Source organism: Rothia nasimurium, assembly GCF_049068285.1.
GTDB lineage: Bacteria > Actinomycetota > Actinomycetes > Actinomycetales > Micrococcaceae > Rothia > Rothia nasimurium_I.
This window is the reverse complement of the sequence record NZ_JBLKPV010000018.1, coordinates 1-20725: the sequence shown is the minus strand read 5'-3', so window position 1 is coordinate 20725 and position 20725 is coordinate 1. Positions and strand designations below refer to the sequence as shown.

The window sequence follows — 20725 nt, the reverse complement described above, 5'->3', positions numbered from 1 at the left end:
TGTGCCAGTACTAGGCGGCAAGAGCTTGGAAAGCTGGCAAGAGATTTTCGGCTACTTCACGGTACTGCCCGTTGTGCTCTTCTACAAATCCAAGTGAGACTAGGTGTTGCAGTGATTGCTCAACGGCTTTAGCAGGTAGAGGGGTTGCTGCAACGATTTCGTGGGGGTGTGCCCATAGGCCGTCGGAAAGGCTGCGTAGAACCGTAAGTGACTTTTTGCAGGTAAGAACATCGAGGTATGCTTCTGTGTTGTCGCTAGTCAGGAATTCCATGTCCGGCTTTCGTAGGTTGCGAAACGGTGTGTGTGTCCAACCTATCCCAATAACTTTGATTATCCAAGTGATTAGGTCATTTTTTTGCGTACCTCTTTAGCCCACAAAACATCTTCCTTTATCAGTGAAGTATTCTCCCCCCTTTGTCCTTGCTGGTCTACTTATAACGCTTATAGCGGTTAAAACTGATGATTCTTGGGGTTGGCCGGTCCTTACCTGCCTAACGTTTATCGTGGGTATTCCACAAGCTCTATCCCTTTACATGTACCGGGCGAACCTCACCACAGACCGATTTATTCAAGTGCGGACCCAGAGGACTCCTTTCTTCATCGGTAGTCTTGTTTCAATGCTTGTTGGGGTAGTCGTTCTAAACTTCATTGGAACGTCGCACCAGGTTGTTACGGCGCTGAATCTTGCGGTGCTATCTCTAGTAGCGGTCATAGGTATCAACCTAAAAATTAAGATAAGTCTGCATGCTTTTGTTGCAGCGTTATTTGCTGTCGTCGCCCCGTTTTACCTGGGGGCCTACGCGCTATCGGCCGTTGTGGGGAGCATGGTCTGGGGCCTTACTGTATGGTCCCGATACCACCTTAAGCGCCATAGTTCCTTTGAGCTAATCTTAGGTACGCTAGGCGGCGTCGTTGTTGCCTGTCTGTACCTGTGGTTGCGCTAATGGTTTCTTATCGAATGTGACCATCACAAAGGCGGCTGTCACAAGGAAACCTGTCGTGTAGATGAAGAACTCTCTGGGGCCTTGAACCTGGCTTTCCCAAGGGCTAATGAGGTGTAACAAAACCGCTACAAAAGTAGTTAAATATCCGATGTAGAACAGGCTGAACTGGACTTTATGGCGTCTTGTGTAAGCAGCCTTAACAAGCTGTTTCAACCGGGGCAGAACATAGGGAGCTGCGAAGCTAAAGCCCAGGTAGGTGACGCCGTGGTAGATACCGTATAGGAAATCACTGGCTCTAGTATCAAGCCCCCGGCTGGAATAACCTAGCCCTATCTGAACGAAAGAAAAGATAAGCGTCAGAATCATAAGGAAAGGCCATATTGGAGAGAACCAGCGGGTATTGAACTTCTCTCCTTGAAAGGCCGCGCCGGTCTTCCCTAGAGCGCGTGAAGCCAGCCAGCCAGCTATGACGACGCCTATATGAGCTATGAGGTTTACCAGATTTAGATTACCTAGCAGCGTATCTAGCCAGTAATAGACCGGCGGGAGCGAGGTAAGTAACGTGATAGGAACTATCACGTTAGCCCAGAATAATTCACGGTTAAGGGGCGCTGACCGGAATCGCCGGAAAGCGCTATAGACCAGCGCAACACTGAGAGCGAGCGCGGCGTAATGATGGAATGAGAAATTATGCCAGATACTCAACGGCTATATTCCTTACACGGTGGTCTTGGTCTAGGGCTATATCGCGTGGCAGCTTGGGGGCAATGGAGCTTAGGCATTCAGCTAGTAGGTCTGAGGAAAAATTCTTTACCCTTTCTTCTAACGTCTGTTCGCTATAACCTGCTTCTTCCCAACTGATAAAGCCGCTGGTGACTAGCGCAATCTGCAAGTGCAGCCCAAAGCGCTTTGAAAAGGCAAAAATGTGTTCAATTCTCCACCCCCCTAGCTGCTGATTACGCGAGATAGAGGTCTGCGAAATGCCCGTAACTTCTTGAATGTCTTTGCCTGATACGTGGGGGGCACAGGCTTTGAACCAGCGGCCCCAGACTTGGGCAGGCGAAACCGACGAGAGAGAAAAGGGTGCTACAGACACCGAATACCTGCGTAGTATCTCACGCAATATATCGGGGATTGCGAGCGCATACAGAATCTCAGTATCGGTGGCCGATAGGTCGGTGGGTTGAGTCAAAGAACCGAACTGTTTAAAGCTGCTGAGTTCTTTGATTGGGTTTCGCCCCATGCCACGCGCTATTGCTAGGACTGCGGTGGGGTCTACCGCGTCGTTTTTGAGTTGGTAGGCGAGTGTTGATTTAGAGAGGGCACCGCAAGAAGCTACCTTACGCAAAGACGGCGGCTTGTTAGTATCGAAAATTTTTATTAGCCAGTTCTCAAATTCATTTTTTGAGATAGCTGGGTTGTCCTCCTGCTGTGACATGTAGGCAGACTAATCGAAGATGTAGTTTTGTGGGGCCTGTAGTAGCTCGTCCACTGCTTCCTGGTTCACTGAGTAGCGTACTGTTCTACCGCGACGACGTTCTGGCGGTAAATCTGCATTAAGTACTCCCAGCTCTTCTAGCTCTGCGAGGTGGTGTCCCAGGGTTGGCTTTGCCATGTCAAGAGCTTCTGAAATATCTATCCGCAATGAGGGTCCGTTGGCTTGGAGAAAGCGGATTATGGACAGTCTGGCGCGGTTGCCAAATACAGATATGAAGCGGTCAATCTCTGGGCTTTGGTCTTCTGGGCGTACAAGTTTCGGCATGGTTTCCATTTTGCCGTATTCTCCTTAATTTTTCAGCGCGGGGCTGAGTTCATGGTCGCAAAATCTAAAATTATGAACTCGTTTATAGATATTATGGACAACTGGAATTATACTAGAGAATGTCTTAGTTAGACACCTCGTTACGAGGACCATTTTCTTAGGAGTATCAATGTTCAACGGAACATCTATCGCTGACTGGATTCGAGAAAACCTCATCATCGTTCTCGTGATGATTCTCGCGGTAAGCCTTTTCTGGGCTGCGAACTCAGGCAAGACTCGCGAGTTCATGCTGAAACTCGGCCTTGGTCTGCTGGCAATGGGATTCCTGGCAATCGCCGTTAACTACGAACAGGTAGGCGAATGGATTCGTGGAATCGTAGGCGCATAATCCCATGAGAATCTACACCGACGACGATATTCGCCGCGTTGATAGGACTTGGTTAGGGCCTCCCGGTAAACGTCTGCCCTGGGTTGCCACCTACCGCGAATACGTGACAATCCTCGTCGTCGCCGTCGGAGTCTTCTCACTCATGGTTTATCTGGGCTTTCCCATGAGTGAGTTGCTCTGGCTGGGTGTGTGGGGGTTTTCCACTGCCTTTATCGTCAAGGCAATCAACAACCACTACCGCGACGATGTAGGAATACTCAACAACTTCATCACTGCCTACCAAGAAATCTCTGTACCTCGCGCAGACGGTGGAGAGAACTTCAACAAAAACCTCATTCTTGCCGTCAAAACCTACTCAGCCGCAGACCGGCTAAACCTCACCCAAGCAGAGAAAAGAATCGTTAGGCAGCGAGTCCTCATATCCCGCATACGAGCTTTCAAAGATAAGAGAACCAAAAAATGAGCACCACAGCACCCGAACATCAGACCCAAGAAATCGCCCCTGATACAGCTATTGAGGAAGCGAAAGACAAAGCAAAATTCAAGCCCAAAGATGTTGTAGACCCCGCAGCACTTGCCCGTCTGGCAGCCCGTGCATGGGCTAAAACCAAGCGCAAGGAAAAAGAAGCCAACGAACGGGCAGCAGAAGAGAACATGCGTCGCAATAAGAAACACATGTTTTCTAGCAAACCGGCAAAAGACGAACTGAACCTTGCTCTACGCGCCACCGTCGATAACCTACATCTGACCTCAGATGAAATCGTCGCTTGGTACGTCGTTAGCCCCCGTTCAACCGCGTTTACTCCCATTAGCCATGTAAACCGCACTATCGACGACGACGCCTTAGCGTACTCCAAGCTAGAGGGACGCCGTTGCTATATCCGTTCAACTACACGTCCCCATTCAGTCTACGAATGGGCAGAAAGCACCTGGGACGACGCCCGCCGTAACGGAAATCCCATCGAAGTAGAAAATCACCCGGAACTTTCAACCGCTGGCATGCTTATGCGCGACCAGCAACATCTTTCCCGTGCCAACTTTTCCGACAAATGGGTTTACCTGGGCGTGCGGGTAGCAACCACCCGCCGTTTCCCTAACGACCCGCAGCGGGAAATCGACGACCTAACAAGCGAAATCGCAGAACTGACCTACGTTCTGGCCGGGTCATCTCTCAACGCTACTAAAGCCACCAAAGAAGATATGGAATGGCTACTGCGCCGTAGCGTCTCACTTGGTTTACCCTGCGAAAAAATCGGCATGGCAGAGAACTACACCACCGAAACCGTCGGAATCCTAGAAAATCGCGCGCGTATGACCGGCGAACCCTACGACGGCTACATTACTGTAACCGGCGAAGTAGAAGGCGAACCGGCCCCCGTCACCCGCTACGTTTCAGTGCTTACTCTTGCACGTCTTGCAGACCAAAACATTCCTGAATCCGTTAGCACCGGGTGGATTCAGCGCAGCGACTCAGTTCCCTACCCTGTCGAATGGTCCGCCATTTTCGACGTTAAAACCCCCTCGGAAACCAACCGTCGAATCATCGACCAGATGAACAAAATCCGCGACCAGATGGAGCACTACACCCAAGAACACCGCCAGGAACCGCCCGAACAGCTGAAACGCCAAAACGCTTTAGCAAAACAGATTCAAGGCGAAATTCAAAGCAACCACGGCGGCCTAGAAATTCGCACTGAGGGTTGGTACAGAATGGCAGTCAGCGGCCGTAGCAAAGAAGAGCTGGACGCCCGCGTAGCAGAAATCCGTAACCTCTATGGCTCCAAAGCAGACCTGCACCGCCACTCTGCGCAATGGCATGCAGCCCGCGAATTTATTCCTGGTGAGGGCCTACAGAACTCCTCATACCAGCGCGACATGTCGGTTCGCGCCCTCGCAGCAGCTATTCCCCAGGGCACCGCAAGCATTGGCGATAAGGACGGAATAGCACTCGGTTACACTGCAAGTTCTGGTCTACGCGCCTTTGCATGGAATACTCACCGTGACATGGAACGCCGCGACCGCTCAGGTCTATGCATAATCGCAAGTACTCTAGGCGGTGGTAAATCATTCCTACTCGGTTCAATCGTCTACCGCGCCGTTATGCTTGGAACCAAGTACAACGTACTAGACCCCTCAGACCGTCTCGGACGACTCTGTGACCTGCCCGAACTACGAGGAAAGTCACGCTACATCAACCTTATGCGCGGCCGCGCCGGAGAACTAGGCCCCTACCGTGTAGTAGCAGAACCGAAGCGCGAAAACTTTGATACAGAGGTTGAATACAGGCGTGAAGTCTCAGCAGCACGAGGAACCCGCCGCTCTCTCATGCGCGATATTGCAGAGAGCTTTATCAGCCCCAAGCTGCTGAACGACGCAGACGGCATAACCGCTTCTGTACTCACGCGAGCGCTAGACCAAGTAGAGCCGGAGCGCACCTCAACAGCAACCGATTTGCTAGTTGCACTAGAGAAAATCGAAAACGGCGAGATTGAAGAGAAGCTAACACCTAAGCATAGAATCCGTGCCGGTGACGTCTTGCGTGACCTGAAACAGGCAGCAGAAACCCCTATCGGACGCCTTATCTTCCCCCCTCGTGATGAAGAAGTTGAACTTGACGACGACTTTCTAGCCGACGACCAATCTGTGCTAACTGTCTACACCCTCAACGGCGTAAGAATCCCTAAAGAAACCGCCGTTGATTCAGGGTCAACAAGTATCACAGAACGTCTCTCTATGGCCGTTGTCCAGCTCGCAGCCTTTTTGGTCCAGTCCCGCATGTACGAGGGCGACCGCGCAGAACGTAAAGGCATTGCAATTGACGAGGGCAAGATTCTTTCCTCAATCTCAGCCGGTAAGAACCTCATTACCAAATCTGCAACCGATAGCCGCAAATTCAACGTTCGCGTGCTCCTATCCTCTCAGGACGTAACCCACTTTGAGGTAGGCACAGGCTCACCCGACGCCCTAGACAATCTCGTAGGCGCTGCATTTATCGGGAACACAGAGGGCGAAAAAGCACAAGAAGCAGCCCTAAAACTCATGGGCGTTCCTCTGAACCAAGGCTACGAGGGCCTGTTAGCAACTCTCGCCCCTCAGATTGACAGACGCCGCGAGAAAACCGACGCAGAACGCGAAAACATGACGGCCGAAGAGAAAGCAAAAGAAGCAGTCTCAGACCGACGACATTTCATCTTCTACGACGGTTCAGACCACGAGCGAATCGTCATTGATACCGACGCACACCCACACGTAAAGAAAGCTCTGAACTCACGCCCGAAGTCAGACCTAGAAGTAGAACAGCAAGAAGACACAGAAGCCTAAACAGGGGACACGACCAATGACCGCAGCACTGAATTTCCGCTTACAGGCGTTGATTCTGAAACTAACCCAGAACCTACGCAAACATGCCTACTGGCTCGCTGTTGCGCTTTTAGCAGGTATGCTTTTGAGCCTTATTATCCCCGAAGCAGCTCTAGCAAAATGCCAACCCGACGGAGTACCCGAACGCGCCGGAGCCGGACTTGCCGGTCTGCTAGACGCCCGTAACAGCACCATGAGCGGAAATTCTCTATACGGCGATTATGGATATGCAGGGCTGACCTGGCATGCCTGTGACCTGGGCGGGCCAATCGCCGGAAACGAATGGGCAGGCAACCCCGACGCCATGCTAGATACCACCATCGGAAACGCTGGACTAGGACTAGCAAAATGGATTGCAGCGCTCGCGTCTGGTCTACACGCCTGGAACTCCAACCCCTCAGAGACACTTAAGCCATTCGACGACACGCTAGTTCAGCTCTCAACTTTTGTGCGTGAACTCGTCGTTGAAGAATGGGCTATCGTATCTCTCCTTATCGGTGCTGCTTTCATGTTCGTTTGGGCTATCACCAAAGAAGCCCGTAAAGCTATGGTCAGTATCCTCATTTTCTGCCTTGCAACTGGATTCTTAGCAATCGTAGGCGCACAACCACTACGTGTTGCACAATCCATCGACGGCGTAGCCGCGTCCATCGTAAACAATGCTGACCAGCGTTCACTAGCAATCGCTGGAATCGACGCCGCCCCAGAAGAAGCTATAGGCGCTATCCTCAACGACCAAATTCTTTACCCCCTCTGGGCTAAAGGCGCTCTGGGGCGAGACGACCAAACAAAGGCCGGGGCAGATACCTACGCAACTCGCCTCTACAAGGCACAGGCCACTACCTACGATGAAGCCAATGTATCAGCGGAAGATAAGCGTAACGAATACGAGGATATTTTCGACGAACTAGGCGACTCAGAAGACGCCCAAATGCAGGACACCCTACGCGGCAAATCCTATTACAACCGCTCGGCAATGGGAGTTGGTGCAGCAATTATTGCAGCCCTAGTGGCAGGAATCCGCATTGTCTCAGAGTTTCTTATCTTTGCTTCCGTTCTTATCTTCCGATTTATCCCCATCATCGGGCCAATCTTTGCTGTTCTAGCAATGAACAAATTTACACGCGGAATCGCCCGCGAGGGTCTGAACATGGTAGGCGCGGCTGCAATCAACGTTGTTATTTTCGGCGTCTGCGCGTCACTTCATACCGCTGTAATCGCTTTCTTCTCAGCAAGGTTCGATTTCGCCCCGCTTATGTTCGCCGCAGCAATCGTTACCTATGTCTTCTGGACCTTTACCCGCCCATTCCGCTCACTGACACAGCTTGCGACCGGCGGACGAATCAACGGCGCTATGCACGGAGCAACCGACCTCAACCCAATAAACAAACTGCTGGGTGCATGGGCACTTATCAACACCGGACAGCGCCTTGCTAACCGCAACACCGGCGACAGCCACGAACGCGGCCGCGACATAGACGAAGAAACCGGCAACGACACCAACCGTCACAGCAAACCCTCTACCCCCAACTACGACAACCCCGGAACCTGGAACCACGACGACGCATACTACACCGAACAACGCAACGTACCAGAACCCACCTATAACTACGAAGAAGACTACACACAACCCGAAACCGCCGAACAAACCTACCAGAACAGGAACACCCCGAACCCGTCCTACAACGACCCACAACCAACCGAAGCCCCCTACACCCACACCGAAGAACACCACATCATCGAAGAAACCCGAACCCGCACCGAAACAGCCGACGCCGCAGCAAACGCACAGCTGGACGACCAACACTACGAACGCGAAGAATCCGAACGCATTGTACGAGCTATTGACCGGGCAAGCTCAGAGCTACGACAAGGCCAGGACACCGCAAACTCCCGCAGCTCACACCAAGGGGAGAGCAACCAAGACCTCGTACAAATACCCCGGACACCCAACAACGACATTTACTTCAACCCACACATCGACACCGAAACACACACCCGGTTCAATCAACACATCTTTGTGCCGCAGAACGAACCAAGCTACGAATTTCACGACGAAGAAACCAGCACCGAGCACCGCGAAGAATCACTAAGAGGTGAAAACTAATGAACTTCTGGAAAGACCGAATCCGTCCATTCTGGCTAACCTTTAAACGCTTTGTAGCCGTCTGGTTCAAACGCCGCGCTCGCTGGGCCGTGCGTTCGGGAAAGAACCTCACTATCACTTGCGCGGTAATTCTCTTTGCTCTCTTTGCCGTCCACCAAATCACCAAAGAGCGCAGCGAACAGCAAGCAACAACAGACAGCAATCAAGTTACCGAAGAAATATACAAAGACCCCGTCCAAGCACAGCCCAATAGCCTAGAAACAAGCTACGCACCCGGAGCAACGGGAACCCCCGCACCCTCACCCACCTTAGAAGAGCACGACCAATCTAACGGTGGGGCGACCCCCTCACCGAGCTACGAAACTAAGGACATACCAGAACCAACCCAGCCCGCTGCTGACCGCCAAGACAAGGACGCAACGCTCAAAGCCTTGGCACAGGCTTACCTTTCACGCGGTTCAAACGAAGACTGGAAGACCTGGACCAAAGAACTAACAAACGACCAACTGGGCGAATACCTAACCGATAAAGACACCAGAACCCCTGTAGGAGAGCGCGGTAAATCAAAGGTAGTAGATGTAAGAATCTCTGAGGAACTACCCCAGGGAGCAGACCCCGACACCCCCGTTCGATACTCTCGCTGGATTACTGTAACTGCTCAAACCGAAACCGGCGGCACCGTAGAAATGACATACGACGTCGTTCTCATGCTTGGAGAAAATGGCTGGCAAGCAACCGACATGAAAGCAACTGGCTGGAAAGTAGTTGAGGGATAATCCATGCAAAAGTTACTTCTGAAACCCAAGCTAATAGCTTTTGCAATCTTCCTATGCCTCATAGCCATTTTCAGCAGCATGTTAGGAATAACCGTTCTAACAAGCATTGTCTCTGGCGGTTCTCAAGCAACAATCAGAACCAACCTGAACGGCTGCTACTCTCTCGCCAACACAGGGGGAAACACCTCAGAAAATGACCCCGTAGCCCCCGCAGAAATTGCAGCAGAACAGGACGAAATCGTAAAAATCATCGACAAGGTAGTACGAGCTGAGGGAATCGACGGCAGAGCAACCCGCATTGTCGCAATCACTGGATACGGAGAATCCAACCTAACCAATATCGACTATGGCGACCAAGACACAGTAGGCACACGTAACAGCGACGGCAGCCTAGCAACCTCGTTTGGATTTCTACAGCAACAAACCTCAATGGGCTGGGGAACTAAAGAAGAGGTAATGAACCCAGAAATCGCTACCCGCTCATTCCTCTATGGACGTGGCACAAATCGGGGCCTACTCGATATTCCAGGTTGGGAAAACATGGAACCTACACAGGCAATCCACGCAGTTCAACGCAACCAGAACCCTAACCACTACGTGCAGTACTACTCACCAGCAGACAGCGTACTCAAACGAAACAACATCGAAACCAACTACAGCGGTAAAACAACCAAAGACAATAACGACACCACAGAGAACAACAGCGATACCCAGACTATAAGCAACACCAGCACAAATTGCGGTGACGGCGCAACTATAGTCACTGGGCAAGACGGCGGCGGAGACGCTAACAACACCTACCCGTGGGACGCCATCACCCCCCGCAACGCATGGGTCCCAGACCCCATGAATTTCTATTACGGCGAATGTACCAGTTTTGCAGGGTGGAAAATCAACGAAATGCTAGGAGTAAGCCCCGACGGACCAATGATTTTTACCAACAAAATAGCCGGTAACGGAAGATACTGGGGCAAGGCATGGGAACAAAACGGCTGGAAAATATCATACGAACCCGTACCAAATTCAGTTGCATGGTGGGACGCCTACGACGGAACAGGCATAGGCGAAATGGGACATGTAGCGTGGGTAGCAAACGTCAAAGACGGAAAGGCGCTAATTGAGGAATACAACAACTCCTACTACGCAGGGGGGCCGCACCGCTACAACGTCAGACCAGAATATACAGACCCGAAAGCAGCAGACGCACCAACTGCATACCTTATTCCCCCAACTAAAGAAGAAATAGAAAACGCTGGACCAAAAGTTGGACCATAACTAAAAGGAAACAAAAACTATGTTCACCAAGAAAACGATTTTTGCTACTACCGGAACTATTCTTGCGCTCGCTTTGACAGCTTGCAGTTCAAATTCCCAAGAGTCAGCACCAGAAGAAACTATTTCTAACAACCCGACTATCTCAGTTGCTAAAACAACTACTGGCAATGATATTAAGTTCAAAGTAAATCCTGGCGACTTAGGAGCAGGACAAAAAGTTCATGTATCAGTCTATGGTGGAGGGTTTGATTCTGAAGTAATTGATTGTGCAACTGAAGAAGTGCAGGGAACAGATATTACAACCGGGCAGAATGAGACTGAGGGAACGCTTCATGTGCGAGAGCCAGGTAACTATGTAGTCGTTATGAGTGCAGACGGTTACGCGTCCTCGTGTAGTGACCCCAACGCACAAACTGTTGTTAAGACGGAACCACAGATTTTCCTTGATGGTGACCTATCTAGTGATTCGTCCTCTATTCAGTATGTAGAGAACGGGAAACCTTTTGAACTCGCGGTCATTCTCAAGGGAACAAATATAGATAATGCAGAACTTCCCATTACTTTGAATGTTTATGGTCCTTATACAACAGAACCAGAAATGCGAGCAGATGTATGCACGGGTAACAAGCTATTTTCAAGCCAGGAGATTATTTGGAAAGGAGAAGATAGAAACCGCGCTAGCAATCAGTATTCCGTTGCTACGGAGACAATCGACGGAACCAAGGGGCTGTACGTCATAAAGGCCGAACTTAAGGAAACAGAACAGGTTTCCGCCGCAGAAACACAATGCGATAACAACCAATCTGTATTGCGTCTATCGACTCGTGATAAGGACGCGGCCACTACAAGCACTAACCCCTCACCGATGGAAACCGGCGATAGCAACGCACTGACAGGAAATTCTAACCAGTAAGTAAAAGTTGCTGCGCTGAGACGTTGCCATTGGGACGCAAGGTTCTATCCCTAGTCGAAAAGGTATCTGATGAAACAATGTAAGAAAGCTAGAACGCTAGAAAGCATGCATGCATGCAAACAAGTGGCACCAATAATAAAGGTGGGTAAGAGCGGAATCTTTAGTCACCTGGAAACGGTTGGAGAAGCTAAGACTCCTCTTATTTTCTGTTTACCGACTGCGGCGTGCCGCCTCGTCGTAAACAAAAAGACGGTCTTAGCTTATCACACCGTGTCAAGGGGGCGCGCCGTAAAATGAGCCAAAATCAAAGTACTCACCAAGACTCACAGCTTACAGCCGGGCAACTCTTTATGCAGCGCCTAAATGGGGTTATTGGGGTGGTTGCTATCATCTCAACTTTCATCTATCTACAACCTCAGTGGGGCGCGTGGACCAAGTTAGCAATCTTTCCGTTGGTTGTCTCAGCTGCTCTAGCAATCCTCATTACCACCGTCCGCATAACTGTGCGAGTCCGTGCAAAGCGCAACGAACGATTGATAGAGGGACTGCGGCCGCTGTTAGGCGCAGCGTGGAATCCTAAAAGGGACTTGAAAACATCACGCTACAAAAACGGGCGTCCCCAGAGAATCCTTATTGACTATCCGAACTCTATACCTGACCACGAACCAGAGTGGCGCAAACGCGTGGAAGAAATGGCGCGCCGCCGAATGGAAGTAGAAAAGGTAAACGTCAAGTGGAACAGCCATAAAGGCATAGTTGATATTCGAGCGAAAACAAAAGTCACAGAAGCAGAAAAACAAGAAGAGATATTCCATAAGTCAGAACAGCGCGTACACGATATTCTACGCCCGATGTTCGGCACTGATATAAAAATTACTGTCCAGGAATGGCAAGAACCACAGGGGGGAAAGAAATGACTGCTGTAACCGAAACTCACGATATGCCACTACCAAAAAAGTTCATCGTTGAATACGGGGCAATGACAAAAGACGCGAATAGTATGTTTCATCGTCGTGTAGAAGCAACGTTGAGCCGGAAAATGGGGGGACGCTGGAGAAGCACTTTTGATACAATCCACGACCGCGCAATCTTTGAACAACGCCCTGAAATGCCAACTATGCTCAAACACCCCGGAGCGCAAATTTATAAAGGGGATATACCCAAAGAACCAACGCTTTACTACGGCCAAAGTGAAGAGGGTAAACTCGTAGGCTGGAAGTTGAACAACCAAACAGTTCACACCCTTGTTATCGGACCTACTGGCGGCGGAAAAACAACAGTATTCCGTTCTCTTATCTCTGGGGCTGTATGTTCAAAAATCCCCGTCTACGCTGTAGACCCTAAGCGAATTGAGCTACGCCCCTTCGAGGGATTCCCTGGTATCGGCGGTATAGCTTCAGCACCGGGAAAAATGGCAATGATGATTGAAGACATGCATGCGCTAATGATGAAACGCTATGCACAGATTGAAAAGAACGAGGTGACTCGCAGCGACCTCGACGAAATTATCTTCATTCTTGATGAGTACGCGATTCTAACTCGCGTGCTAACAAATCTATGGAAAAACGAACCTGATGAAGAGGGGAAGAAAAGAACTGGAACACCCATCTGGCTACAGATGATAACGGACATGATATTTCTTGCTCGTTCTGCGAGAATCCGACTTGTTATCGGAACCCAGCGTCCAGACGCAAAAATGTTTGAGGGCGGCGCACGCGATTCTTTGCAACACCGTATCAGCCTATCTCGGCTCTCAGGGCAAGGCGCAAAAATGCTATGGGGAAACTTCTACACCGGAACTGATACCCCTCTAGTATCAGGACGGGCCGTGTGCGCCCCCGACGGTTCGCACCCAGTCGAAGTACAGACCTTTTGGCTAGATGACCCCTGGGGCGTAAAAAACGGTTCAGAAGACGCCAGAATCCTACAAGGAATACGGGACCTGGCAGAAGAACGTTTTTTTGGGTACCCGTTCCCTGTAGACCCAGAGAAGTATCAACTATTCGACCCTAGAACCAATCCGCACGAAGCTAGAACGACAATAACCGAAGACACTTATCAAACACCCGCAGAGGAAGAAAAATTAGCAACCAACGGTGAGATAACCGACCACGGAGATTACGAAACAGAGGGAGTTCGTGCAGAATCGCTATGTGTCGGTGATATGGTCCTACTCGATTCAGGAAATTATGCAACTGTAACTGACATCGAAGACATGGACGAAGACGGTGAAGACAGGGTTATGCTCACCCTTGACGAATATGGGGACACGATAGCCCTTGATTTAGAAGCAGCAGATTACATTGAACGCGTCATTGACTACGGAGAAGAGCAATGAACCAAGAATTTGTGCTTGATGATAGTGAATACGAAGTAGAGAGCAGCGATAACAAAATCTATGCCGTATATCAGCTAACTACAAATGCCAGAATTAGATTGGGGGGCTTCACCTCTACAACAGAAGAACCAGAATCTATAAGGGCAGAAGCGGAACTAGTGATTGCAGAGACACAATAGAAGAGAAGCAGGGCAATTTAGCCCTGCTTCTCTTGCTCTCTACCTAAATTATTTTGCTGCTAGGCCGCAGCGCTTCTTGTAGAAGTTGGTCTGCCCTTTCAAGGTCCGCTGCGGGGTCCCTAAGCCTGACTACCCACAAAGCACGAAGCTGTGGAGTATCAGATAAGCTACCGCGCCAATGGTGATAGTCCTCAGCGTCAAAATAATGTAACACTACGGGTAGATTTCGCACCCTCAAATCAGAGTAAGCCAGAGCAATGAGGCGTTCATGTGCTGGGTAGGGGAACGCGTCTCCATACATAGCAATGAAATCTAGTTCATCATGGAATCGTAGGAGATTGATACGTTGCCCTCGCTGGGCAGCTTCACGCAGCAGTTCTAGCTTTTGGTGTTGCCACTGCAATACAGAATCTAAAAGCTCTATTACTGCACGGGGTGGGTGCGAGTTAGGTTCGCGCCAACGGTTCACCTCTGATTCAGATACACCAAGCCGACCGGCAAGAAAGACTGTATCTAACCCGGTGAAATCTGAAAGAGAAGCGAACTCGGCCGACATTATTTATACTGCGGATTCTTCTTGTAAGTGGGTAGTTTCTGAATCTGATTCTACGGATTCGGAGTCAGTACTAGTAGGTTCGGTAATAAACTTTGCTGAAACGTTCAGTCGTGAAGCTATATCTCGTACCGTCCAACCCGCGCTTTTGAGGGATTCAGCAGCTTCTTTGGTCAAAGCACGGGCAGCCTTACTTTCACGCCTTGCCGTTTCTTTGTGATGTGCAGCTTTCTCGACGAGTTGCTGAACTGGCCCCGGTAACTCAGTGGTGATTGAAACTTGGACGCTATCTTTCGGCAAGCTCAACAGGTCAGCAGCAATTTTCTTAATCTGCGAAGAAACTGAGCTTAGTGACTTTGCCGTTACCGGGGGCAAGTCCTCAGACGTTACTTTTGCGGTCCACCAACCGCCCTGCTGCTTTGCTTCTGCCTCAATAACATGTGTCGTAGACATGTGCTCTCTCCTTAAATACATGGTTCCGTAGGGGTTTCAAATGAAACAAAATGATTATATGATGAAATCATATAGTTATACAAGAAACTCAAGGAATGATACTTTGTCAGTTGTTACCCAAAGTCTAATCGGGCTACTCATAGCCGCAACGCTTCTAATCCTCTGGAACCTGAACACCCGTAACCGATGGAAAAAAACACGGCTTACCCAAACGGAAAATCTTAAGTTCACAGCAGCGGAACTTCATGAAAAACATCCTCTCGAACTGCGCGATATGCTTACCAACGCTCGGAGCGTTCAAACGGTCAATCAGGCATATCTCGACAGCCTACATATTCGCGAAGAAGACCGTAGGCGAGCGCAAGAACTGCAAGATGTTACTGAACAGCAGATTGAACAGCTACGTGTAGCTATAGAAAAATCGGTTGAAAAGCGCGGCAAGCAAGGATTAGTTACCCCTAGCCACGGTTAAGGAATCTTTCGATGATGTTTCAAGTTAAGAAATTGAAAGGGCTTATGAAGAGTGTTGTAGCGCTGCTGGCTTTTCTTGCTGGTGCTACTGCGGCCTATACGTTCTTTGTAGCTGGTTATACCTTGTTAGGTATTATCGCCGCTCTTGGTATGTTGCGAGCGCTTGTCCAGTATCTTCTTATACCTACGCGTTGGGGTTATAGGGAGGAATGGTTAGTTAGTTTGCCTTTGGACGCCGTTAGCCTTGTGGCGTCTTTGAGCTTAGTGCTTGCTGGTGGGTATATGGCGGTTTATGCGGGTATGTCTGCGGTGCCCTCTAGTGCTCTTTCTGGGGTGCTTATTCTGCTTGGTGGTCTATTTTGCGGGTCGGCTATGTTTTGGCGACAGCGAGCGCAGGGAGACAGTTAGGGGCTGCTGTGAAGTAGTAAAAGAGGATAGCCGGTGTTTGAGCGGCTATCCTCTTTTATGGGTTATTCGAACCGTGGTTCTGGTTCTCGTTGGCGTGATGTTGCGTTCTGGCGTTCTACTTGTTCGATTCGGCAAGGAACGCCGCGTGCGTTTAGTTCGGCAAATGCGCGGCCTATCATGGCGCTGTGTGCTCTTGCTGGGTAGTCGTGGTACTGGGGTTCTAGCTGCTTTAGGCCCTCGGTGCTCCATGCTGTTATAAGGACTATGTAGGGTGTTCCGTCCTCATAGTCTGCTATTGCGCTGTTTACGATGTTGGTTATGTCGTTATCTACTCGGTCTAGCCAGTTTTGTATGTAGGCGGTTGCGCGGGGGCTGGGAGTGGATTTTTTGCGCCATGCCATGACGCTTTTTTCTGAGATGTTGAGGTCGTAGGCTACTTGTTCAACGCGTAGTCCTAGTAGTTCGATTGCTGCTTTAAAGGTTGAGGGGGAGAGAGGGGTTTCTAGTAGGTGCTTGTTCATTATTCTGGGTCATTCTGCTGGGCATGCGATATTGCAAGAAATGATGTATGGAAAATTGCTGATGCAGCTATAAAAAAAGCTATTATTGTTAATAAGAAAATGAGGGCAACTATTTCCTGAATGTCCCACTGCGATTCTTGCGCTGCTATTATTACGTATTTTGAAATGTTGATTGCGAGTGTTGCACAGAACAGCATTAGAGCTGTGTCGCAAAATGTATGTACTATTTTTTGGAGTGGGGTTCTATCGTGTTTTATCCTAATCCCAGGATAATTAGCTGCTGTGTGTGCTGCACTGGCAAGGAAAATAAAAAGAACTACTGGTTTCCAGTCTGTTGAACCCGGATTGCTTAATTCTTCATTTAGTAGGTGGGCAACGAGTCCGAAAAATGCCAGACGCATTATGAAAGAAATCCAGAATAATTTTATGAAAAATTTTATTTCAGGTGAATTTGAATAGTATTCTTTTGGGGCTATTTTTTCATTGGTTTCTTTAATTAGGTTCCTCAATTTTTTCCTAACTATCAAAAGAGGGGGTGGTAATAATATATTCAATATCTTTAGCTGTAAGTATTGCTGCTACGTGCGATAGGAACATCTTGTGTTGGTCAAGGCTCCATTCTGCGAACTCAGGGGCTGCTGCATGTAGTTCTTCTTCTGTTGAGTACGCGGTGATAACGCGCGGTGTTTTGTTCCCGTTGCGTAGTTCTAGGTAGGGCTTTAGGTGCTTTGCCATGTCTGCGAGCGCGGCGCGGGTCGCTGTGGTTACTTCTTCTGACGGTTCGTATTTGCGTGCTTCATATTCGCGGATAGAGCGTTCATACTTTCCCACGAGTGCGCCGAACGCTTTGACTGTTAGGCCAAGGGCTAGGCGGGAGATTTGGAGTTGTGTTCCGTTCATTCGGGGGTAGGTGTTCACTGCTCGTGTCCTGTCTTAGGTCGTCTTCTTTAATTGAAGTTATATATTTCGTAGTTTATGGTGTATATGCGGCGCTCTCAACAGAGCGCCGCATTAGTGTTATGGCTGGGTTATTGGTTGGGTATGTGGTTGTAGATGTAGCGGACGCCGGTTAGTAGGTGGTTGGGATTGAACTGGGGGTTTTGTGGGTTGTCGGGGTCTGTGGGGTAGACGAAGCCGGAGCGGATTAGCCCGGATTTTGCTTTGCTACGGGCGCTGGCTGGCAGGTCGAGCCAGGGGCGGGCGGTGGTAATCGCACGTTGGGCACAAGCTGCAATTTTGGGGGAGCCGGTGAACTCTGGGGTGTGTTCAATCCATACCGTAAAGCCGTTACTCGTGGGGGACTCTGTGGCCTTGGAATAGAAGTAAGTCATTTTGTGCTCGTTTCTTTGTATGCCGCGAGCGCGGTTTTTTTGGTTAGGCTTTGCGCCTACTGATAAAACTAATAGTACCACCTAAAAGAGGTGTGTCAAGGGGGGGCGTCCGGGGTGTCCCGGACGCCGTTTAGGTTCGGTCTAGTTTTGCTTGTGGTCGGTTATCAGCTCGTAGGCTATGCGGTAGCTAGAGGTAACTTTGCGTTCATAGTCGAACCAGACGGTGACAGTTTTTAGATTGGCGCGGGCGACTTTGTACCAACGGTTTTCATATTTGATGAAGTCCCCGGCCGCAATGTTGCTTTTTGAGAACGTTGGTTTGTCCTTGCTCTGTTCTTTTTGCACCTCTGACCAGAAAACTAGCTGTTTCTCTGTGTCCTCCAAAAGGGTCTTTAGGTGTGCTCGGTGGGTGTTTGATTCTGTGGCCTTGATAGAGCGCTCTAGTTTTGCTTTTTCTGCTGTTAGTTTCTTTACCTTGTTGTAAACGCTGCTAGGGGAATAGCGGGCGGCTGTGGTGGTCTTAGCTGCGGCAAGTTGTTGCTTTGCTGTTTCAAGGTCACTGCGAGCGCTGATAGTCTTCTCGGTGGCGCGGTGTGCTCGATATAGCGCGTTTCGGTGGGTTTTTTCTGAGTGGTGCCCTATCTTGACTGGTTCGCCCATAGGGGGCAGTTTTTCTAGGGTTGCTTGGTGCTGTGCTTCTGCGGTGGCGAGCGCTTTTTCTTTGCGCTGTACTTTCTGTTCTAGGGCGTTGATTCGGTCGTTTTGGCGTCCGATTTTTTCCGCTTCAATCTCTGCGATTGAGCGTGTTTCTGTGGTGTCGATATGTAGTGTGACGGTGTACCCGGCGGCTTTTAGGTCGTTGGTGAGTGCGGTGATTTTTGGGGTGTTAGGGCGGTTGTCTCGGCTGCGGGGGATATACCAAGATTCTAGGTAGCGGCTCCAGCGGGCGCGGTGATTCTTGAGAATGACGGTGCTCTGGTCGCCCTTTGCGGTGCCGGTGATGATAGTTCCCTCTGCGGGGGTGTGTGATATAGAAATCTGGCTCATGGTGAGCGCTCCTTGTGGGGTGTTGGGGCGGTGTACCGCCCGCGATTTTCAGGTTTTGCACCTGCTGACAAAATCAATAATACCACCTAAAAACGGTGTATAAAAGGTTATTTTTCTTGGGGCATGTCTGCCCGCGTCCGCCCTGCGCCCTGCCCGCCCTGCTGCTTTATCCTCTATAGCCCCTGCCCTACCCGCGCCCGCCCTGCCGGTGCTATCAGGCACGCGAACGCCGCCGGGTAAAATCCCGGCGGCGCTTACTTCTTATCTCCACCCTGCTATATCGCAGTATGCCCCCGTTCCATCGAACGGGTAAGCACTTTCAAACTTGCTAACTTCTATGTAACCGTCTTTGATTCGGCGTCTAATTTTTTCTCCCAAAAAATCATCTTTTACAGGGTATGCCCGAACGCCGCTAGGCTCATATCTGATGTCTTTCTTTATCTGCTGAATAGTAACGGTATGCGGCGTCCGGTGGACTATCTGGTAATAATCAACATTTGATTGGTCATACCCCCATTCTGAAATAAGAATGTCGCCGGGTTGAAAGGTAGCGTTATTTTCTGGCATTTGAATAACCTTTTATTGAGTTTAGGCTTATCGCCTACTGACAATTTATGACACCTAAAAAAGGTGGTTATGTGGGGGGGCAAAGTGCCCCCCCACATAATCAGGTTAGCAATCGGTTAGAAATGTTGTGTATTCGGCTACTCGCTCATTAGAGATAGAGACGGTAGAACCCTCGTTATCTACCCCGCCAGTTACTAGAACGTCACCGAAAATTTGTGCCCCTACTGCAAAACCTCGTTGGCGTCCCATCTCCCAGTCGTACAGAAGACTAGCGCGGGCGTTGAACTGGGGAGATTCTACTAATAGAGCTTCATCATCTACGAAAAAATCAACATCGGGGCGAACGGCCAAGCAATCAAAATAAGTGGCATTGATAGTGTTGGAAATATCGCTAACATCGCCCGAAAGCTCTACCCGGCGCATGGGCTTAGTTGCGTCTGCTGGAATGAGGTAGCCGGTGAAAGGCTGTGACATGGTAACTCCTAAAGAGTTGTGAGCGGTGGGGCTTTGCGCCCCCTGAATAATTACAACTATACCACCTAAAAGCGGTGTATGCAAGACCGGCGGGGCGTGAAATATCAATACCCCGCCGGAAAACGTTAGATTGCCGAACTCATAAGTTCTAGTGACTCTTCATTAGAAACTGTGTTCACGTCTTCATTTTTTTTTGCTCTAATAATCGGCATAATGAGCGCCCTAAAGTTAGTCCGCTCTCCTACCATTTTCACTAAAACATGGTGGGAAGCGTTAGGCACAACTTCAATACATACACCTGCGGGCTTATGATTCGGGTGTGCCCGCGCTGCTTTGTCAATATCAGCAATAAACCGATGATTAAGGCTAGTGTGATTTACCGTCAAATCTGGCTCTTCACTGTTTGCAGTCTCTAAGGTACGGGTGAACAGTTTTAAGATTCCTCGCAGGCTATCAAGATTATTTGTGGGTAGAGCAAGGGTGAGTAAATCAGTACCGGCATTAGAGCCGATAGTCATTTGGTGCTCTGTAAAGTGCAAAACGGCGTCACCGCCCTGGTTTCGCTTGTTCCACAGAAAGCGCTTTAAATCGCTTGTAATCGTTGTTGGTAGCTGAAAAATCTTGTCCTCTGCCATGTCTTCACTGAGAACGGTTAGAGCGTCATAATGCACGCGGTAACGGTCAGTAGCCCATAAGTGAAGTACGCCGTTTTTCACAGTAGCGGTGATGTTTTTTAGTTCAGGTTGGCCGTAATTCCCTTTTTCTGCTGCTAGTGCTACACGAGAAAGTGCTGCAAAGAAATCGTTACCGTTGATAGATAGATACGCGGTCATGTGTGCCCTCCTGGGCGGTGTTGGC

The 20725-nt window shown here is 49.7% G+C and carries 25 protein-coding genes; 12 read left to right on the top strand and 13 right to left on the bottom strand.

What is annotated here, in order from left to right; all coding sequences use genetic code 11:
• Window positions 1-10: 10 nt before the first annotated feature.
• From ACMXX3_RS11510 to ACMXX3_RS11495, 4 genes are all read right to left on the bottom strand, one after another.
• Window positions 11-271, bottom strand: a complete 261-nt coding sequence (locus tag ACMXX3_RS11510; RefSeq protein WP_421084850.1) for a hypothetical protein — start codon at window positions 269-271, stop codon at window positions 11-13.
• A gap of 628 nt (window positions 272-899) precedes the next feature.
• Window positions 900-1649: a hypothetical protein gene (locus ACMXX3_RS11505; RefSeq protein ID WP_421084849.1), complete on the bottom strand. Its 750-nt coding sequence runs from the start codon at window positions 1647-1649 to the stop codon at window positions 900-902.
• Entirely contained in the window at window positions 1633-2382 is a 750-nt protein-coding gene (locus tag ACMXX3_RS11500) for a hypothetical protein (RefSeq protein ID WP_421084848.1), read from the bottom strand. Before ACMXX3_RS11500 ends, ACMXX3_RS11505 begins: the two co-directional genes overlap by 17 nt.
• A 9-nt stretch (window positions 2383-2391) precedes the next feature.
• Window positions 2392-2706 carry an ArsR/SmtB family transcription factor gene (locus tag ACMXX3_RS11495; RefSeq protein WP_421084859.1) on the bottom strand — a complete coding sequence of 105 codons (315 nt, stop codon included), beginning with the start codon at window positions 2704-2706 and terminating at the stop codon, window positions 2392-2394.
• Window positions 2707-2875: 169 nt separating this feature from the next.
• Between ACMXX3_RS11495 and ACMXX3_RS11490 the strand changes: the two genes are divergently transcribed.
• From ACMXX3_RS11490 to ACMXX3_RS11445, 10 genes are all read left to right on the top strand, one after another.
• Complete coding sequence (locus ACMXX3_RS11490; protein ID WP_421084847.1) at window positions 2876-3094, top strand: hypothetical protein; 219 nt, start codon at window positions 2876-2878, stop codon at window positions 3092-3094.
• Window positions 3095-3098: 4 nt separating this feature from the next.
• The gene (locus ACMXX3_RS11485) at window positions 3099-3557 is read left to right on the top strand and encodes a hypothetical protein (protein ID WP_421084846.1); all 459 of its coding nucleotides are present in this window, start codon (window positions 3099-3101) and stop codon (window positions 3555-3557) included.
• Entirely contained in the window at window positions 3554-6415 is a 2862-nt protein-coding gene (locus ACMXX3_RS11480) for an ATP-binding protein (protein ID WP_421084845.1), read from the top strand. Before ACMXX3_RS11485 ends, ACMXX3_RS11480 begins: the two co-directional genes overlap by 4 nt.
• 16 nt (window positions 6416-6431) lie before the next feature.
• Window positions 6432-8561 (top strand): hypothetical protein, encoded by a 2130-nt coding sequence (locus ACMXX3_RS11475; RefSeq protein ID WP_421084844.1) that lies wholly within the window; start codon window positions 6432-6434, stop codon window positions 8559-8561.
• Window positions 8561-9337 (top strand): hypothetical protein, encoded by a 777-nt coding sequence (locus ACMXX3_RS11470; RefSeq protein ID WP_421084843.1) that lies wholly within the window; start codon window positions 8561-8563, stop codon window positions 9335-9337. The genes ACMXX3_RS11475 and ACMXX3_RS11470 overlap by 1 nt, the downstream gene beginning before the upstream one ends.
• A 3-nt stretch (window positions 9338-9340) precedes the next feature.
• Window positions 9341-10612, top strand: coding sequence for a CHAP domain-containing protein (locus tag ACMXX3_RS11465; protein ID WP_421084842.1), 1272 nt, complete (start codon window positions 9341-9343; stop codon window positions 10610-10612).
• Window positions 10613-10631: 19 nt separating this feature from the next.
• Window positions 10632-11525, top strand: coding sequence for a hypothetical protein (locus ACMXX3_RS11460; RefSeq protein WP_421084841.1), 894 nt, complete (start codon window positions 10632-10634; stop codon window positions 11523-11525).
• A gap of 293 nt (window positions 11526-11818) precedes the next feature.
• A complete protein-coding gene (locus ACMXX3_RS11455; protein ID WP_421084840.1) occupies window positions 11819-12442 on the top strand; it encodes a hypothetical protein in 624 nt (207 codons plus the stop codon).
• The gene (locus ACMXX3_RS11450; protein WP_421084839.1) at window positions 12439-13863 is read left to right on the top strand and encodes an FtsK/SpoIIIE domain-containing protein; all 1425 of its coding nucleotides are present in this window, start codon (window positions 12439-12441) and stop codon (window positions 13861-13863) included. The genes ACMXX3_RS11455 and ACMXX3_RS11450 overlap by 4 nt, the downstream gene beginning before the upstream one ends.
• Complete coding sequence (locus ACMXX3_RS11445) at window positions 13860-14042, top strand: hypothetical protein (protein ID WP_421084838.1); 183 nt, start codon at window positions 13860-13862, stop codon at window positions 14040-14042. Before ACMXX3_RS11450 ends, ACMXX3_RS11445 begins: the two co-directional genes overlap by 4 nt.
• A 559-nt stretch (window positions 14043-14601) precedes the next feature.
• On the opposite strand, the gene ACMXX3_RS11440 is transcribed toward ACMXX3_RS11445, so the two are convergent.
• Window positions 14602-15048: a hypothetical protein gene (locus ACMXX3_RS11440; RefSeq protein WP_421084837.1), complete on the bottom strand. Its 447-nt coding sequence runs from the start codon at window positions 15046-15048 to the stop codon at window positions 14602-14604.
• A 40-nt stretch (window positions 15049-15088) separates the two neighbouring features.
• Here ACMXX3_RS11440 and ACMXX3_RS11435 point away from each other — a divergent pair, with 40 nt between their 5' ends.
• Window positions 15089-15520 carry a hypothetical protein gene (locus ACMXX3_RS11435; protein ID WP_421084836.1) on the top strand — a complete coding sequence of 144 codons (432 nt, stop codon included), beginning with the start codon at window positions 15089-15091 and terminating at the stop codon, window positions 15518-15520.
• Window positions 15521-15531: 11 nt separating this feature from the next.
• Window positions 15532-15927 (top strand): hypothetical protein, encoded by a 396-nt coding sequence (locus ACMXX3_RS11430; protein WP_421084835.1) that lies wholly within the window; start codon window positions 15532-15534, stop codon window positions 15925-15927.
• Window positions 15928-15989: 62 nt separating this feature from the next.
• Here the strand turns inward: ACMXX3_RS11430 and ACMXX3_RS11425 are convergent, their stop codons facing one another.
• The 8 genes from ACMXX3_RS11425 to ACMXX3_RS11390 form a co-directional block, all read right to left on the bottom strand.
• Window positions 15990-16448: a hypothetical protein gene (locus ACMXX3_RS11425; protein ID WP_421084834.1), complete on the bottom strand. Its 459-nt coding sequence runs from the start codon at window positions 16446-16448 to the stop codon at window positions 15990-15992.
• Entirely contained in the window at window positions 16448-16957 is a 510-nt protein-coding gene (locus ACMXX3_RS11420; RefSeq protein ID WP_421084833.1) for a hypothetical protein, read from the bottom strand. Before ACMXX3_RS11420 ends, ACMXX3_RS11425 begins: the two co-directional genes overlap by 1 nt.
• Before the next feature lie 7 nt (window positions 16958-16964).
• The gene (locus ACMXX3_RS11415) at window positions 16965-17366 is read right to left on the bottom strand and encodes a hypothetical protein (protein WP_421084832.1); all 402 of its coding nucleotides are present in this window, start codon (window positions 17364-17366) and stop codon (window positions 16965-16967) included.
• Window positions 17367-17476: 110 nt separating this feature from the next.
• The gene (locus tag ACMXX3_RS11410) at window positions 17477-17779 is read right to left on the bottom strand and encodes a hypothetical protein (RefSeq protein WP_421084831.1); all 303 of its coding nucleotides are present in this window, start codon (window positions 17777-17779) and stop codon (window positions 17477-17479) included.
• Between the two features lie 141 nt (window positions 17780-17920).
• Window positions 17921-18826, bottom strand: coding sequence for a DUF3560 domain-containing protein (locus ACMXX3_RS11405; protein ID WP_421084830.1), 906 nt, complete (start codon window positions 18824-18826; stop codon window positions 17921-17923).
• 261 nt (window positions 18827-19087) lie between these two features.
• Window positions 19088-19393 carry a hypothetical protein gene (locus ACMXX3_RS11400; protein WP_421084829.1) on the bottom strand — a complete coding sequence of 102 codons (306 nt, stop codon included), beginning with the start codon at window positions 19391-19393 and terminating at the stop codon, window positions 19088-19090.
• Between the two features lie 105 nt (window positions 19394-19498).
• Window positions 19499-19867 (bottom strand): DUF3846 domain-containing protein, encoded by a 369-nt coding sequence (locus ACMXX3_RS11395; protein WP_421084828.1) that lies wholly within the window; start codon window positions 19865-19867, stop codon window positions 19499-19501.
• Between the two features lie 125 nt (window positions 19868-19992).
• A partial coding sequence (locus ACMXX3_RS11390; RefSeq protein WP_421084827.1) for a hypothetical protein occupies window positions 19993-20725 on the bottom strand: 733 nt, incomplete at its 5' end.